Genomic DNA, 15,117 nt, shown 5'->3' on the forward strand with positions numbered 1-15,117 from the left:
CACCGCGAGTGAGTCAAGTCTGTCACGATGAGTAGCTCATAGTCGCGTCCTTGGATTTACCCCAAGTCAGCAGGAAGTGTGGTAGGCACGATGCGATGACTGCTACTCCCCATGCGGTGCTGGCCGCTACGTTCGCGCCCGGCGACACCGCCGTGACGGCTGCGATGAGGTTCACCCGTGAGGTGATGACCGCGTGGGCAGTCGGCAGCGTGCTGCATCTGGCCGAGCAGGTCGCGGGTGACCTGGCACAACAGGTGGTGGACGAGCCGTTCGAAGTCATCTGGAAGCATTTTGGTGACGCCGTGCAGGTCGAGTTGAGACAGCGGAGCACCTCGCAGGGCGACCCGAAGGCTCCGTCTGTGGGGGTGGAGGAGTGGGGAATCACCTTCGCAGGTGATTCTCGTGTCCATTGGGCAAGACTCACGCTACCCGGCTCAACGGACAGAGTGGCATCCGAATGGCTGGAGGAGAGCGCCAGAGGGCCGCATTGGCTGGGGTTCCTGGCTGACGCGAGTGACCTCCTCGCGGGCACTCTCGACCCCGACATGGTGCCCGCCATCATCGCCCAGATCGTGGTGCCGCGACTGGCGAGCTGGTGCGCCGTCTACACCTCTGACACCGCTGTCGGACCGCTGCGGCTGGTCTACCTCTGGCACGCCGACGAGGCCAGGATCGACGGGCTGCGCGAGCAACTGGGCGACATGGACGCGATGATCGCCGACGCCCACGTCACCTCCACCGTCCACCTGGCCGACTCGCAGGTGCTCGCGGTCCCGCTGACCGCGCGCGGCCGGGGCCTGGGCATGATGTGCCTGGGCCGGCCCGACCGCTTCCCCGACGAGGTCATCCAGTTCGCCGAGGACATCGCCAGGCGGGCCGCGCTGGCCACCGACAACGCCCGCGTCTACGCCCAGCAGGCCGCGGCCAACCGGGCGCTCCAGCGCAGCCTGCTCCCGCCGAACGAGCCCGAGGTGCCCGGCCTCGACTACGGCGTCGTGTACGAGCCCGCCGGCGAGGCCAACGAGGTCGGAGGCGACTTCTACGACCTGTTCAAGGCCGGCGACGACTCCTGGCGGTTCGCGATCGGCGACGTGTGCGGCACCGGCCCGGAGGCCGCCGCCGTGACCGGCCTGGCCCGCCACACCCTGCGCCTGCTCGCCCGCGAGGGCTACGGGGTGGCGGCGGTGCTCGGCCGGCTCAACCAGGCGATCTTGGAGGAGGGCGAGCGGGCCAGGTTCCTCACGCTGCTGCACGGCGACATCACGCCGGTGCCGACCGGTCTTGAGGTACGCCTGGTGTCCGCCGGCCATCCCGAGGCGCTGCGCCTCAAGCCGAGCGGCGTGGTCGAGACGGTGACGACCCCGCAGTCGCTGCTCGGGGTCTTCCACGAGGTGGTGTTCGAGGCCGACACGCTGCATCTCGACCACGGCGACGTGCTGCTGGCGGTGACCGACGGGGTGACGGAGCGGCGCTCGGGCGGGCGGCTGCTCGACGACGACGGCGGGCTGGCCAAGCTGCTCGCCGAGTGCGCCGGGCTGTCGGCCCGCGCGGTGGCCGAGCGGATCCGCCGAGGGGCGGCCGACTTCGCCACGGAGCCGAGCGCGGACGACCTCGCGATCGTGGTCCTCCGCGCCCGCTGACCCCGAGGTCCTCCGCGCCCGCTGACCTCGACGTCCTTCACGCCCGCTGACCCTGATGGGCGCGCCCGCTGATATGGGCGCGCCGCTGACCCAAGGGACCCACCCAGTGACCTGATGGGCGCGCCACCGACCCTCGTGGGTCTTTTCGGCTGACTGCCGACTCGGCGAATTGTCGATTATCAGTGTGGATTTACATGCTTGCGGGCGAATTCAAGCTGTAGCGCGATTTGTGCGATCCGTTCGGACATGACCAGCGAGCCACGGATGGCGTCGTAGGCGTAAACCTCATGCTCCCGCCCGTGCTCAGCAAGTTTCGCCACATACTTCTCGATCTGCCGCAGCGGGCAGCGGCTGTCGTTCTCGCCGGCCAGGATCAGCACCGGACTCTCCACCCGGTCCACGTACGTGATCGGAGAGCTGGCCGCATAGCGCTCGGGCTGCTCGTCGGGCGAGCCGCCCAGCAGCGCGCGGTGGTAGGCGCGCAGGCTCTCTGCCTCGTCCTCGTAGGAGGTCTCGTGGCAGGCGATCGGCACCGCCGCGATGCCGGCCGTCCACAGCTCGGGCTGGGTGCCGAGGCCGAGTAGCGTGAGGTAGCCGCCCCAGGCGGTGCCCGTCAGCAGCATTCTGGCGGGGTCGGCGATGCCGCGCTCCACGACGTGCTCGCGTACGGCGGCGACGTCGGCCAGCTCGATGTGGCCGATGTCGCTGTGGAGCGCGTCGCGCCAGGCCGAGCCGTAGCCGGTCGAACCGCGGTAGTTGACCCGCACCACCGCGAAGCCGGCGTCCACCCAGGCCGCGACCTCGGGGGAGAAGGCGTCGCGGTCGTGCGTCGTCGGGCCGCCGTGCAGCAGGAAGACGGTCGGGAACGGCGCGGCGCCGGACTCGGGACGGGAGACCAGCGCGTGGATCCTGCCGCCGGGGCCGGGCACGTCGAGGTCCTCGACGGGCACGCTCGGCGGTGCCGAGGGGCCGCTGGAGTTGAGCACGACCTGGCCGTTGCTGGAGCGGATCACCGGTGGCCGGGAGGCGCTGGACCAGGAGTATTCGACGTTGCCGCCGGGGCGCGGGGCCGCGGCGTCGATCACGCCGTGGGGCGTCTCGAGCAGGGTCAGCCCGCCGCCCGCGAGGTCGTAGCGGTGCAGATAGCTGCGGGCGCGGTTGTCGCGGAGGATCAGCAGGCCGCGGCCGTCGTCGTACCAGCTGGCGGTCAGCTCGCCGGAGTCCTTCATCCAGATCTCGCGCTGCTCGTCGGTCGCCGGGTCCCAGACCAGGGGCGCCTGACGCTGACGGCGCTCGTGCAGGGCGAGCATGCGGCGGTCGCCCGGCACCGGGGCGAACTTGAGGCCGATCACGCCCTTGTCGGGGCCGTCGTAGAGCTCGCCGACGACGTCGCCGTTCGGGCGTACGACGCGGAGCGCCGGATGACGGAAGTCGCCATACTCGGCATGATTTATCGCGATAAGTGAGCCGTCGAGGGACATGTCGGCGACCCAGGCCGCCTCGGCGTGCTCGTACAGCAGGCGAGACGGTTCGCCGGGCCGTACCAGATGGATCCTGAACGAGCCCTCGCTGGCGAGGCTGATCGCCGCGTGGCCCGCCATGGACAGGGCGATACCGCCCGGCTGGCCGGGCTCCAGGTCGGGAGCGACCGGCTCGTCGGGGCCGCCGGTGAACGGCTGGCGCCACCACGTGCCGAACTCATCGCCCTCGGTGTCGGCGAACCAGTAGATCCACTGGCCGGTGGGGTCGATCGCGGCGTGGGCCGTGCCCTTGGGCCGGTCGGTCACCTGGCGGTTGGCGCCGCTGGCACGGTCCCAGGCGTAGACCTCCCAGGTGCCGGTGGCGTTGGAGCGATAGATCGAGCGGTTCGGGGCCAGCCGTGCCCAGGAGGGCAACGTCATGCGCGACGCTCGGAACCTGGCCTGCCAGCGTTCCTCGGCCTTCATCCGGCGCGCCCCCCTCCCTCTCGCCCCGCCTCCGGGCGTGGGTTGCCGTCCAGTATTGCGCTTGTCTCGCGGAAATACTCCGGGAATGTAGGGGAATTTCGGACTAAATGCCCCATCATTAACACGAGTCCCAGATGTCCGTCAAGGAACAGCCCTTGATCGCGGCGGGGCCTCGAAGATAGACAGGTGGAACGCGGCCTTGGCCGCCACTTTTTCCCGCTTTTTTACGGCATCCCGTGACAGATAGTTCGAAATCCGCTCCGCCAGCTCGGCCGCCTCAGTGTGCCACGCGCTCGGTCCCATCCCCACCACACCGGCGACCTCGTCGGGACCCAGCTCCAGATCGAACTCGACCGTCCGCCGCTCGGTCTCCTCGAAGCCTTCCAGGCTCCTGGCCAGCCGCCGCTCCTTCTCCTCATCGACGGAGAGCAGCCCCAGCTCCTCGACGAGCGGGCTCAGATGCGCCTGAGCGGGGGTCACGACGACCACCGCGCCGCCAGGCCGCAGAATGCGCCGGAACTCGGGACCGTTCCGCGGCGCGAACACGTCGATCACCACGTCGGCCACCCCGTCCCTGATGGGCAACGGCCGCCACACGTCGGCCACGAAGGCGCCGGCCCTCGGATGTGACCGAGCGGCACGCCGCACGGCGTGCTTGGAAACGTCGAATGCCATCCCGATGCCACGGTCCACCGCTCTCAGCACCGTCGCCAGGTAGTAACCGGTCCCGGCTCCGGCATCAACGATCACGGGCTCCGGCGCGTGATCGGCGTCCTGCCGCGCCGTCCCTGCTCCACGAGCCACTGCGGCACTACGGTACGCCTTCTCGGCCGCCGCGTCCGGCAGTGCCGAGAACCTATCCCTACGGAAAGCATCGTCTTCCCGGCCATTGGCGCCGAATATCCTCAACCGCACACTCTCGGCGAGCGCGTCGGCGAGCGGAGCGTAGTGTCCGGTTCCCAGGAACTCGGCCCGCGCCGCCACCATTGCCGCGCTGTCAGCCGTTCCCGGCGTCCGCGAGCCGACCAGGAGGCTCACATAGCCCTGCTTGGCCACGTCGTACGTATGGCCTTCGGCGCAGCGGAGCGTGTCACCCGCCGACCACATCTCACGGGCGCAGACGGGGCAGGCCAGGTATTTGATGATGTCAGCAAGCATGCGCCCATTGTCATGGCCCGGGGGGACCTGACGCGCCAGGGGGTCAGGCGCCGGCCTCAAGCAGGAAGGCCGCGTTGGAGGGCGTCTCGCGGAGCTTGCCGACCAGCAGCTCCAGCCCCTGCTGCCGATCGAGCGCGCCGAGCATCCGGCGCAGCTTCCAGACCACCTGCCGCTCGCCGGCCGGCAGCAGGATCTCCTCTCGGCGGGTGCCGGAGATGCCCAGGTCGACCGCGGGGAAGAGGCGTCGTTCGGCCAGGTCGCGGGCCAGGTGCACCTCCATGTTCCCGGTGCCCTTGAACTCCTCGTACAGGCTGTTGTCCATGCGCGACCCCGTGTCCACCAGCACGGTGGCCAGGATGGTCAGGGAGCCGCCGCCCTCCACGTTGCGCGCGGAGCCGAAGAAGCGCTTCGGCGGGTACAGCGCGGTGGCGTCGATGCCGCCGGTGAGCACGCGGCCCCCGCCGGGGGCCAGGTTGTTGTACGCGCGCCCGAGCCGCGTCAGCGAGTCGAGCAGTACCACGACGTCCTCGCCGTTCTCCACGAGGCGCTTGGCGCGTTCGATGGCCAGCTCGGCGACGGCGGTGTGGTCGCGGTCGGGGTGGTCGAAGGTCGAGTAGAAGACCTCGCCCTGGATGGAGGCGCGCATCTCCGTGACCTCTTCCGGCCGCTCGCCGACGAGCACGACCATGAGGTGCGTCTCCGGGTGATTGCGCGCGATGGCCGCCGCGAGCGCCTGCATGACCATGGTCTTGCCGGCCTTGGGCGGGGCCACGATGAGCCCGCGCTGGCCCTTGCCGATGGGCGCGAACAGGTCGATGACGCGGGTGCTGAGCGACTCGGTCTCGATGCGCAGGCGTTCGGTGGGATGGATCGGGATCAGGTCCGCGAAGTGCGGGCGGTACCGCCAGTCGGCGGTGCCGTTGACGGACTCGACCTCGACCGGTTTGCCGCCCGCGACGGTGGCGACGACGTGGTCGCCGGGGCGCAGGCCGAGCTGCTTGACCCGGTCGGGCGGCACGCGGACGTCATCGGGGCCGGGCAGGTGTCCCGCGCGGATGAAGGCGCCCTTCTCCCGTACGTCGAGCAGGCCACTGACCTGCCGAATGGGCGCACCGGAGCGCGGTTTGGGAATGGTTTGAACAGACATGATGAACCCTCCTCGAGGGCACCGCCGAAGAAAGCCGGCGAGTGTGAAGAATGAGCCGGGCCCAGGAACACCGGGCGGGCTATGGGGGAAGTGGCGGAGCTGGAAGCTCAACGCCGCTGGCAACGTATCACACGTTCCGGCCCATACAACACCTAGCCCGCTTGGGCTATTCCCGGGGGGTTCTCGGCTCTTCCGCCTCGCCGCCGGGGGCGCGGCGTAACAATGTTCTCCTCGGTGCCGGAGTGCTGCGAATTACCCGCAGCAGGTGTGCACGACGACACAGATCGCCCATCAACGCACCGGCAACCTGTCAAGTGAGATGCAGGGCCGCTGCAATCCGATGAGGCTTTCATAGAACCACGAACTCCTTGGGGGATCACGATGAAGACCAGCACCCGTTGCCCGCGGTGTCACAACGAGCTCGACGAGGGCCCGATCATCTATCGGTGCGCCCACTGCAGCCGCGCCGTCTACGCCGCCGACGTCGAGAACGAGTACGTTCCGCGCCAGCGCGTGGCCGCCTAATCTGGGCGAATGCCACACAAGCCGCGCACGATCTCCGGCGTCGAAGTGACGCCTCTCTGCGACGCCGTGGGTCCCATGGGCCCGGCGATCCGCCGCCCGCTCACCGAGATGTTTCCGGGGGGAGGGCTCGCGGACGAGCCGTGGATCCTGCACTTCCACTGTTACCTGCTACGTGACCGGGCGGGCCGGGTCACCCTGGTCGACACCGGCATCGGCGCCGCGGACTCACCGGCGTCGACTTGGGCGCCGGTGCCGGGGACACTGCCCGGTGAGCTGGCCGCCGCCGGGGTCGAACCGGCCGACGTCGGCACCGTGATCCTCACGCACCTGCACAGCGACCACGCCAGTGGCGCGGTCGCGGACGGCCGGCCGCTGTTCGAGAACGCCAGGTATGTTCTCCAGCAGGCCGAGGTCGACGCGGCCCACGGCGCGATGCTCGACCAGATCGTCACTCCCATCAAGGGCCAGCTGCAGGTGGTCGACGGCGATTCCCAGGTCGCGCCGGGCGTACGCGTCCAGCTCACCCCGGGGCACACCCCAGGCCACCAGATCGTCCGGCTGGGCGAGCTGGCGATGACCGGCGACCTGGTGCTGCACCCGGCGCAGCTGGCCGATCCGAGCGTCCGTTACGTCTACGACGACGACCCGGCGGCGGCCGCCGCCACCCGCGCCGAGGTGCTCGGCGCGCTGCGGGCCGAGCGCGCGGTGCTGGCCACCGCCCACTTCAGCGACCCGTTCCTGGACCTCAGCTCCCCGTAGGAGGGTCCTCAGGCCGGTACGGGCTGGTCGGCCAGCAGGTCGGCGGGGAGGCTGACGAGCGCGGTGAGCCCCCCGTACGGCGAGACGTCGAGCGTGACCTTGATCCCGTTCCTGGCCGCCAACCTGGCCACCACGAACAGCCCCAGCTGGTCACTCTGCGCCAGGTCGAACTCCGGCATCTCGGCCAGCCGCGTGTTGAGCTCGTCGAGCTCGACCCTGGTCAGGCCGAGACCGCGGTCCTCGACCTCGACGGTCACTCCATGCGGGGTGATCGTGGTCCGCAGGTCCACCCGGGTCTGCGGCGGCGAGAAGAGCGTGGCGTTCTCGATCAGCTCGGCCATCAGGTGGGCGACGTCGGTGACCGCCGAGCCGACCAGGGAGACGGGCGGCGGCTGCAGCACCTCGACCCGCGGATACTCCTCGACCTCGGCCACGGCCGCGCGCAGCACGTCGTGGATCGGCACCGGGTTGCGCCAGCCCCGGCCGGGCGCCTGGTCGGACAGGATGATGAGGCTCTCCGCGTGCCTGCGCATACGGGTCGTGAGGTGGTCGAGCTTGAACAGGTCGCCGAGCGTCTCGGGCTCCTCCGCCCCGCGTTCCATGCTGTCGAGCTGCAGCAACTGGCGGTGGAGCAGCGTCTGGTTGCGCCGGGCCAGGTTGACGAAGACCTGGCTGACGCCGTGACGCAGCCTGGCCTGGCTCAGCGCCGCTGTCACGGCCGTGGCCTGCACGTTGTTGAACGCCTGCACGATGTCCAGCACCTCGCTGGTGTCGGTCTTCACCTCCAGCGGCGGCAGCTCGTCGGGCGTCGGCGCGCCGACGTTCGTACGCAGCCGCTTGACCAGCGCCACCAGGCGTACCTCAGCCAGCTCGGTGGCGGCGTCGCGGAGCCCGGCGAGCTCGCGTACCAGGCGACCGCGGAAGCGGAGCGACAGCAGGATGGAGGCGAGGACCGCGAGCAGGCCGACGCCGCCCGCAACGCCGATCTTGATCAGCACGTTGACGGCAGCGGGCGTGACGCGCTGCGTGATCTCCCGTACGGCCTGGCGTTGGTTGCGATCGACGGCCGTCCACAGGTTGCTCGCGTCGACGGGCCAGGTGGCCGCCGTGGCGGGCAGGCCGTTCGTGGTGGCCTGGCCCATGATGGCGTCCTCCGCGCGCATGAACTCGCGGTAGGCGGGCGAGGAGACCAGCTGCTCGTACGGCCCGCGCAGCTCGGAGTCGAGGTGGGACAGCGCCTGGGTGTAGAGCAGGCGCCTGGTGGCGACCATGCCGGTGAACTCACGGCGCTCAAGGGTGGTCGCCTTGCCCCTGTCCAGGACTACGGCGATGATCGCCCGCTCTCTCGACAGCAGGTCCTTGGCCTCGCCCAGCATGGTGACGGCGCGGGCCTGCCGGTAGAGCGTCATGTCCGGCATGAGGATCATCGCGTCGTACATGCGGAAGGAGGCGTCGGCGATCTGGCTGTAGCCGTCGATCACGTCGAGCGGGGCGGGGTTCCCGCCGTCGACCTGGCGGCGGATCGCGGGTAGCGCGTCGAGCCGGTCGTACAGGGCTCTGAGCTGCACGGCCATCCCGGACGAGATGGCCTGCTGGTCGCCGGCCAGCTTGCGGAAGTCCGCGACGGCCTTGTCCGTCCGGGCGCGTTGCCTGGCCAGCTGGGTGGTGCCGCGCTTGGTCGTCAGGAACTCGACGGAGGCCAGCCGCTCGTTCTGGAGCTCGACGTTGATCTGCTCGGACGGGTCGGCCAGGTTCGTCACCAGATCGTTGATCTCCAGCAGGCGCAGGCCGTCGCCGCCGGTCAGTGTCGCCGCGAAGGCCCACAGGCCGACCAATGACGTGAGCGGGACGATCAGCAGGATGAGGAGCTTGATGGCGATGGGACGGCCACGCGTGGGGGGCATGCGACCTCCGGAGGCATGATGAGATCGCCTCGCAGAGTACACCCCCTTTTGCCGGGATTTCTGGCGACGGCTCGGCGCGAGGGCCCTGACGCCCCCGCGCCTGCCGCGCTCAGGGCTACCGCCGCCTGGTGTTCTCGGCGCCACCGGCCACGAGCCGGTCGGTCGACTCGGACTCGTGCACAGGCTCGGCCCGGCGTGCGTGCTCAGGCGCGCGCACCTGCTCGGGGACGCGCAGGTTCTGCGTCTCGCGCATGTCCGGCTCACGCGCGTGCTCAGGCTCGCGCGTGGCGGCGTGCTCGTGCTGCAGCTTCCGCTCCAGCTCGCGCTTCTCCTCTTCGAGCCGGGCCACCCGGCTGGAGGCCTCGGCGCTCGCCACGCGCTTCTGGCGGCGACGCTTGGCCGACCGGCGGGAACCGGAGCTGATCATCGCGATGCCCAGCAGCAGCACGGCCGTGGTCACGGCACCGGCGATGAACATGCCGAACGAATTGAATTCGAACGTGTAGCCGAACAGAATGTACCTGGAGGTCTCCTCGGCGGCCACCAAGGCGATGGCGCCACCGGCGAGCAGGACCAGGAGTAGACCCAGCAAGATCATTTCAGCTCACTCCCTGTCGTCAGAGCGAGTCCCTACTGCCCCGGCTCGGGCGGACTATGCCCCGCGATCGCCGATCCGGCCGGGGTTCCCGGTCATCATGGAGATCATGAGACCTGAGCCCGGCCAAGTGCTGCACTTCTCCGAGGACCCGACGATCGAGCTGTTCGTGCCGCACGTGGCGCCGACCTCCGCCCTGCGCGAGCCGTACGTCTGGGCGGTCGGCTACGAGCGCTGTCCCGACTACTGGTTCCCGCGGGCCTGCCCGCGGGCGATGGCCTGGAAAACGGCCGGCACCAGCGAGGCAGACGCCGACCGGATCATCGGCGCGGGCTGCGGCGACCGGGTGCACGCCATCGAGTACGGCTGGCTCAAGGCGCTCATGGACGTCGGCCTTTACGCCTACCGGCTGCCCGCCGGCCCTTTCCGCGCCATCGGCGACGATGGGCACGCGCTCGTGGCCGAGGTGCCGGTGAAGCCGCTCGGCCCGGCTGAGCCGGTGCCGGATCTCTTGGACCTGCACGAGGAGGCCGGGATCCAGCTGCGCGTGCTGGACAACCTCTGGCCGTTCTGGAACGAGGTGACGGCCAGCACGCTGGGCTTCAGCGGGATACGGCTGCGGAACGCTCGTCGATGAGCGCGGCCAGTTCGGCGGCCGACATCGAGCCGGGCGGCAGCTTCTCGCGCGCGTGGCGGTTGGCCTCGCGCTGGAGCACCTCGTTGGCCGGGGTCGGGATCCCGTACTCGCGGCCGAGCAGCACGATCTCGCCGTTGAGGTAGTCGGCCTCGATCGAGCCGCTGGACCTGGCCAGGCTCTGCCAGGAGGATCCCCCGCCGCGTTCGATGCCCTCGATCGGCCGGTTGTCCACCTTGTTGCCGCGGACCTCCGCCTGCTCGCTCGGCGTGGCGTAGGGGATGCCCGCCTCCTCCAGCACGGCCATGCCCTCGGCCCTGGCCTGCTCGGTCAGCGCCTCGCCGCCGGAACCGCTCCGGCAGACCGCGTCGACGGCGTTGTTCAGGTTGCCGAGCAACTTAGCGTACTTCCAGCGCATGACGTCTGGTGCGTCGAGCCCGTACATGCCGCTCTTGTTGAGGTCGGTGACGAGCTGCCGGGAGATTTCATCCACACCCTGTGGATAACGTCCGACATGCAGCATGCCCGAGTACGGGTGGCCGAAGGCCGCGACCGTTCCGGGCTCCAGGTGTGAGGCGGGCAGCCACACGCACATGCCGTAAACCTTCTCGAACCTCCGCAGGACGGTCCGCTCGTTGTCGACGCCGTTCTGGGCGCACACCACCGGCAGGTGCCTGGGCCACGGGTCGAGCGCGCTGATCGTGTCCTGCGACTTGGTCGCCACGATCAGCACGTCGTCGTCGCGCGTCGGCACAGGGCCGTCGGCCACGGGCACGTCCAGGGTCTCGGTGGAGTCGGGCGTGATCAGGCGCAGCCCGCCGCTCTTCAGCGCCTCATAGTGGGCGCCGCGCGCGACCAGCACGACCTCGTGCCCGCCCTGGAACAACCGTGCCCCGATAGTGCCGCCAACTGCTCCTGCTCCGATGACTATGTAGCGCATCGTCCGAGAATGGCACCGTTCACTCGGCGAGCGCCACCTGGGCGTGCGGAGCCATCGCCCCTCTGGTGCGCTCCCGGAGGATCGTCTTGAGTACGCGCCAGCCATCGCGTACGGCGTGCAGGTTGCTCTCGCCGTGGATGCGGGAGTGCTCGTGGCTGGGCACCTCGCTGATGCGGAGTCCGGCCTGGGCGGCTCGGACGTTCATCAGCGTCTCGATCTCGAAACCGTCGCAGTCCAGTGCCATCGCGTCCAGGTGGTGGGCCCAGAACGCGTTGTAGCCGTAGCACAGGTCCGTGTAGTGGGTGCCGTACAGCAGGTTCGTCAGGCCCGTGAGGACCTTGTTGCCGAGTGAGCGCAGCGGGCTGATGTCGTCGGAGCCACCGCCAGGGGCGTACCTGGAGCCCTTGGCGAAATCGGCGCCTTGAACCAGGGTGCTGACGAAGGAGAAAATCTCTCCACCGTCGGTCGACCCATCGGCGTCGATCATGACGATGATGTCGCCACGTGCCGCCGCGAATCCCTCAATGAGGGCGTTGCCCTTGCCGCGTCCCGACTGCGCCACCACGCGCAGGTCGGGCCGGAGCCGCCGGGCCACGGCTACCGTGTTGTCGGTCGAGTTGCCGTCGACGAGGACTACTTCGTCGATCCAGGTGGGCAGCGTCGCGAAGACGTGAGGGAGATTGCCTGCCTCGTTCATCGCAGGAACGACTACAGTGACGCTCACGGCGAAGGGCTTGTTCATGCCCCGAAGGTGCGCTGGCCCGCATGCAAGCCGCTTGACAGCTTCTTGCATCGATTGCGGTTATATGTATATGTCCGCTTATATAGTCCCGGGTTTCAGCCCAACTGAGGCAGCCGGATATTTAGCGGAGCAAAGGAAGCCGCCCGGTGTGGCGCTCCACCGCGGCGCGCGGGCCGAGCAGGCTGACCGCGTAGTAGGGCGGGTCCTCGGTGCGAGCGAGTTCGGCCAGGTAGTCGTCGTAGACGTTCGTCCGCTGGGCGATGGCCGCCATGTCGGTGACGACCAGGTCGGGCTCGGCGGCGGCGTCGGCCCGCACCCGGCTGACGATCGCGGCGGGCGCGGCCAGCACCGTGCAGCCGATCCACGGCAGTCCGGCATGCGCGTGACCGCCGGCGTCGGTGCCGCCCGGGCCGAGGATCGCGGGCACCGTACGGCCCACGGAGGCGGCGAGGCAGGCGGCGGCGTTCGCCTGGAGGCCGCGGGGCAGGTCGCGGTCCATCACCATCACCCACTTCACCGGGAGCTCCCGGGTGGGCAGGTCGCTACGGTGGTCGAGGCGGTCGATCCAGTCGGCGAGCACGGTCATCCATCTCTCCTTCTCCGAACTTATGAGGGGAGATTGCACTTTTCGCTGCTGGATCGACAAGTCGGGGTGGCGGATTCCGAAGAAAGTTCGGAGATTCGTGGCAGGATGCGGGCGTGGACGAACTTGATACGGCCATCGTCGTCGAGTTGCAGCGCGACGGCCGCCAGACCAACCGCGAGCTCGCCGAGCGGATCGGCATCGCGCCCTCGACCTGCCTCGAACGGGTGCGGTCGCTGCGCGGCAACGGGGTGATCGAAGGCTTCCACGCCGAGGTCAACCTGGCCGCCATCGGCCGTCCGGTGCAGGCGCTCATCCACGTACGGCTGCACCCCAAGATTCGAGAGTCGGTCGAGGGGTTCCGCGACTACGTGGCCACGCTGCCCGAGACACTGGCGATCTTCGTGGTGTCGGGCGGCGACGACTTCATCATCCAAGTGGCCGTGCGCGACACGGGCCACCTGCGTGACTTCGTGCTCGACCACGTCTCACGGCACCGCAACATCGCCGACGTGCGTACGTCGCTGGTCTACGACCACATCCGCAAGACCTCGGTCGAGGTCCTGCCGCCTGAACGCCCCAGCCCACCCCGAACCGGCCGCAAGTGACCGTCCGATGAGCCACTGTCTGACGGCGTCCGCCAGGCGGCGACCGCACGACGGCGACCGTCTGATGGCGACTGTGCGACCGCGTCGGTCAGGCGGCGGGCTCCACGTGGACGACGGCCTCCGCGGCCCTGGCGAGGATCTCGTCGACCGTCTCGGCGGGCGTCAGGGGCCAGCACGACCACATGTAGCGGACGGCTTCGGATCAGCCCGGCCAACAGCTCCAGGTCAGCGCCAAGCACCACGGAAGTAGAGATCGGTCGCGGCGGCGGCGAGCCGGTAACGCGGGCGGAGCCGGCTCAAGCGCCGACCAGCTTCCGGACCTGGTCGGCGCCGACGGCCAGGAGGAGGGTGGGGAGGCGCGGGCCGGTGTCGCGGTTGACCAGGAGCCGGTACAGCAGGGCGAAGAAGGCGCGCTGCGCCGTCTTCAGCTCGGGCGTGGCCTTGGCGTCGGGCGCCAGCCCGGCTCGTACCTTCGGCACGCCGTAGACCAGCGTGGTCAGCCCGTCGAGTGACCAGTGCTCGTCGAGCCCGTCGACCAGCAGCCGCAGCGAGTCACGCTCGTCCTCGTCGAGCGCGGCGAGCAACTCGGCGTCGGGCGACTCGCGCACGCGGGTGCGCTGGTCGGCGGGCACCTGGGTGTCGACCCAGCGCTGCGCGCGGTCGAGCCGGGGCCGGGCCTCGTCGAGCGAGGTGAGCTCGCCGTCGACGTCGCGCAGGATCCGTAGCGTCTGGTCGTCGTCGCCCGTGGTGATGTCGACGACGGAGGCCAACGTCCGGTACGGCACCGGCCGCGGCGTGGCGGCCAGCGGGCCCTCGGCCGTGCGTACGGCCCGCTCGTAGGCGGCCAGCTCGGCGGGTTGGGCCGCGTCGGTGGCGACCTTGCGGCCGAGGCTGTCCCACTCGTCGTAGAGCCGCTGGATCTCCTGGTCGAAGGCGATCTTGAAGGACTGGGAGGGCTTGCGCCGCGCGTACAGCCAGCGCAGCACCGGCGCCTCCATGATCTCCAGCGCGTCGGACGGAGTCGGCACGCCACCCTTGGAGCTGCTCATCTTGGCCATGCCGGTGATGCCGACGAAGGCGTACATCGGGCCGATCGGCCGCTCGCCGCCGAACACCTCGCCCACGATCTGCCCGCCGACCACCCAGGCCGAGCCGGGGGAGTGATGGTCGACGCCCGAGGGCTCGAACACCACGCCCTCGTACGCCCACCGCATCGGCCAGTCGACCTTCCACACCAGCTTGCCGCGGTCGTGTTCGGCCAGGCGAACGGTCTCCCCGAACCCGCACTCGCACACGTACGCCAGCTCGGTGCTGTCGTCGTCATAGGCGGTGACCGTCGTGAGATCCCGCTCGCACAGCTCGCAATAGGGCCTGTAGGGGTAGTAATCCACCGCCTCGGTGCGGGCCGTCTCCTTGGTGCGGTAGCGGGCCAGGACCGCGTTGATCCGTTCCCGCTCGCGCATGGCGAGCAGGATCTGCTCGCGGTAGGTGCCGGCGGAGTATTGCTCGGTCTGGCTGATGCCGGTGTAGGTGATGCCGAGGCCGGCCAGCGCCTCGATCATCGGCGCTTTGAAGTGCTCGGCCCAGTTCGCGTACGGGCTGCCCGGCGGGGCGGGCACCGAGGTCAAGGGCTTGCCGATGTGGTCGGCCCAGGACGGGTCGATGCCCGCGGGCACCCTGCGGAAGCGGTCGTAGTCGTCCCACGACAGCAGGTGCACGCAGTCGAGGCCGCGGCGGCGGATCTCGTCGGCGACCAGGTGCGGAGTCGTGACCTCCCGCAGGTTACCCAGGTGGATCGGCCCGGACGGGCTCAATCCGGAGGCGCAGACGATCGGTTTCCCCGGGGCGCGACGCTCCGCCTCGGAGATCACCTCATCCGCGAACCTGGAGACCCAGTCGGTCTCCGTAGTGTCAGCCATCGCGCCATTCTTGCGGC

The 15,117-nt window shown here is 69.7% G+C and carries 14 protein-coding genes; 5 read left to right on the forward strand and 9 right to left on the reverse strand.

Annotated features, from left to right (window positions below; genetic code table 11):
- Positions 1-95 precede the first annotated feature (95 nt).
- Positions 96-1,640 carry a GAF domain-containing SpoIIE family protein phosphatase gene (locus ACGFJ2_RS28400; RefSeq protein ID WP_357957480.1) on the forward strand — a complete coding sequence of 515 codons (1,545 nt, stop codon included), beginning with the start codon at positions 96-98 and terminating at the stop codon, positions 1,638-1,640.
- 179 nt (positions 1,641-1,819) lie between these two features.
- Here the strand turns inward: ACGFJ2_RS28400 and ACGFJ2_RS28405 are convergent, their stop codons facing one another.
- The 3 genes from ACGFJ2_RS28405 to rho all read right to left on the reverse strand — a co-directional run bounded on the left by ACGFJ2_RS28405 (position 1,820) and on the right by rho (position 5,891).
- Positions 1,820-3,586, reverse strand: a complete 1,767-nt coding sequence (locus tag ACGFJ2_RS28405) for a prolyl oligopeptidase family serine peptidase (protein ID WP_358180193.1) — start codon at positions 3,584-3,586, stop codon at positions 1,820-1,822.
- A gap of 141 nt (positions 3,587-3,727) precedes the next feature.
- A complete protein-coding gene (locus ACGFJ2_RS28410; RefSeq protein ID WP_393473255.1) occupies positions 3,728-4,744 on the reverse strand; it encodes a putative RNA methyltransferase in 1,017 nt (338 codons plus the stop codon).
- Between the two features lie 43 nt (positions 4,745-4,787).
- Positions 4,788-5,891, reverse strand: a complete 1,104-nt coding sequence (rho, locus tag ACGFJ2_RS28415) for a transcription termination factor Rho (protein ID WP_357957475.1) — start codon at positions 5,889-5,891, stop codon at positions 4,788-4,790.
- A gap of 381 nt (positions 5,892-6,272) precedes the next feature.
- Here rho and ACGFJ2_RS28420 point away from each other — a divergent pair, with 381 nt between their 5' ends.
- The gene (locus tag ACGFJ2_RS28420) at positions 6,273-6,416 is read left to right on the forward strand and encodes a hypothetical protein (protein WP_357653584.1); all 144 of its coding nucleotides are present in this window, start codon (positions 6,273-6,275) and stop codon (positions 6,414-6,416) included.
- A 9-nt stretch (positions 6,417-6,425) separates the two neighbouring features.
- Positions 6,426-7,175, forward strand: a complete 750-nt coding sequence (locus tag ACGFJ2_RS28425; protein WP_393473259.1) for an MBL fold metallo-hydrolase — start codon at positions 6,426-6,428, stop codon at positions 7,173-7,175.
- Positions 7,176-7,183: 8 nt separating this feature from the next.
- Here ACGFJ2_RS28425 and ACGFJ2_RS28430 read toward each other — a convergent pair whose 3' ends face one another.
- Together ACGFJ2_RS28430 and ACGFJ2_RS28435 are read right to left on the reverse strand one after the other, a co-directional pair.
- Positions 7,184-9,079, reverse strand: a complete 1,896-nt coding sequence (locus ACGFJ2_RS28430; RefSeq protein WP_358180202.1) for a nitrate- and nitrite sensing domain-containing protein — start codon at positions 9,077-9,079, stop codon at positions 7,184-7,186.
- 115 nt (positions 9,080-9,194) lie between these two features.
- Complete coding sequence (locus ACGFJ2_RS28435; protein WP_393473263.1) at positions 9,195-9,677, reverse strand: hypothetical protein; 483 nt, start codon at positions 9,675-9,677, stop codon at positions 9,195-9,197.
- A gap of 106 nt (positions 9,678-9,783) precedes the next feature.
- Here ACGFJ2_RS28435 and ACGFJ2_RS28440 point away from each other — a divergent pair, with 106 nt between their 5' ends.
- The gene (locus tag ACGFJ2_RS28440) at positions 9,784-10,311 is read left to right on the forward strand and encodes a DUF6886 family protein (protein ID WP_357957468.1); all 528 of its coding nucleotides are present in this window, start codon (positions 9,784-9,786) and stop codon (positions 10,309-10,311) included.
- Here the strand turns inward: ACGFJ2_RS28440 and ACGFJ2_RS28445 are convergent.
- The 3 genes from ACGFJ2_RS28445 to ACGFJ2_RS28455 form a co-directional block, all read right to left on the reverse strand.
- The gene (locus ACGFJ2_RS28445; protein ID WP_357957466.1) at positions 10,277-11,248 is read right to left on the reverse strand and encodes a 2-dehydropantoate 2-reductase N-terminal domain-containing protein; all 972 of its coding nucleotides are present in this window, start codon (positions 11,246-11,248) and stop codon (positions 10,277-10,279) included. The genes ACGFJ2_RS28440 and ACGFJ2_RS28445 overlap by 35 nt on opposite strands.
- A gap of 19 nt (positions 11,249-11,267) precedes the next feature.
- Positions 11,268-11,990: a glycosyltransferase family 2 protein gene (locus tag ACGFJ2_RS28450; protein WP_393473268.1), complete on the reverse strand. Its 723-nt coding sequence runs from the start codon at positions 11,988-11,990 to the stop codon at positions 11,268-11,270.
- 121 nt (positions 11,991-12,111) lie between these two features.
- Entirely contained in the window at positions 12,112-12,576 is a 465-nt protein-coding gene (locus ACGFJ2_RS28455) for a DUF2000 domain-containing protein (RefSeq protein WP_357957463.1), read from the reverse strand.
- Between the two features lie 113 nt (positions 12,577-12,689).
- Here ACGFJ2_RS28455 and ACGFJ2_RS28460 point away from each other — a divergent pair, with 113 nt between their 5' ends.
- A complete protein-coding gene (locus tag ACGFJ2_RS28460) occupies positions 12,690-13,181 on the forward strand; it encodes an Lrp/AsnC family transcriptional regulator (protein WP_225300123.1) in 492 nt (163 codons plus the stop codon).
- Between the two features lie 296 nt (positions 13,182-13,477).
- Here the strand turns inward: ACGFJ2_RS28460 and lysS are convergent, their stop codons facing one another.
- Positions 13,478-15,100: a lysine--tRNA ligase gene (gene lysS / locus ACGFJ2_RS28465; protein ID WP_393473273.1), complete on the reverse strand. Its 1,623-nt coding sequence runs from the start codon at positions 15,098-15,100 to the stop codon at positions 13,478-13,480.
- Positions 15,101-15,117 lie beyond the last annotated feature (17 nt).

Source organism: Nonomuraea sp. NPDC049028 (assembly GCF_043197735.1).
GTDB lineage: Bacteria > Actinomycetota > Actinomycetes > Streptosporangiales > Streptosporangiaceae > Nonomuraea.

Excerpts from the sequence above, each read along its gene's own strand:
- ACGFJ2_RS28400 (WP_357957480.1), top strand. The coding sequence starts at position 96 with ATGACTGCTACTCCCCATGCGGTGCTGGCCGCTACGTTCGCGCCCGGC.
- ACGFJ2_RS28405 (WP_358180193.1), bottom strand. The coding sequence starts at position 3,586 with ATGAAGGCCGAGGAACGCTGGCAGGCCAGGTTCCGAGCGTCGCGCATG.
- ACGFJ2_RS28410 (WP_393473255.1), bottom strand. The coding sequence starts at position 4,744 with ATGCTTGCTGACATCATCAAATACCTGGCCTGCCCCGTCTGCGCCCGT.
- rho (WP_357957475.1), bottom strand. The coding sequence starts at position 5,891 with ATGTCTGTTCAAACCATTCCCAAACCGCGCTCCGGTGCGCCCATTCGG.
- ACGFJ2_RS28420 (WP_357653584.1), top strand. The coding sequence starts at position 6,273 with ATGAAGACCAGCACCCGTTGCCCGCGGTGTCACAACGAGCTCGACGAG.
- ACGFJ2_RS28425 (WP_393473259.1), top strand. The coding sequence starts at position 6,426 with ATGCCACACAAGCCGCGCACGATCTCCGGCGTCGAAGTGACGCCTCTC.
- ACGFJ2_RS28430 (WP_358180202.1), bottom strand. The coding sequence starts at position 9,079 with ATGCCCCCCACGCGTGGCCGTCCCATCGCCATCAAGCTCCTCATCCTG.
- ACGFJ2_RS28435 (WP_393473263.1), bottom strand. The coding sequence starts at position 9,677 with ATGATCTTGCTGGGTCTACTCCTGGTCCTGCTCGCCGGTGGCGCCATC.
- ACGFJ2_RS28440 (WP_357957468.1), top strand. The coding sequence starts at position 9,784 with ATGAGACCTGAGCCCGGCCAAGTGCTGCACTTCTCCGAGGACCCGACG.
- ACGFJ2_RS28445 (WP_357957466.1), bottom strand. The coding sequence starts at position 11,248 with ATGCGCTACATAGTCATCGGAGCAGGAGCAGTTGGCGGCACTATCGGG.
- ACGFJ2_RS28450 (WP_393473268.1), bottom strand. The coding sequence starts at position 11,990 with ATGAACAAGCCCTTCGCCGTGAGCGTCACTGTAGTCGTTCCTGCGATG.
- ACGFJ2_RS28455 (WP_357957463.1), bottom strand. The coding sequence starts at position 12,576 with ATGACCGTGCTCGCCGACTGGATCGACCGCCTCGACCACCGTAGCGAC.
- lysS (WP_393473273.1), bottom strand. The coding sequence starts at position 15,100 with ATGGCTGACACTACGGAGACCGACTGGGTCTCCAGGTTCGCGGATGAG.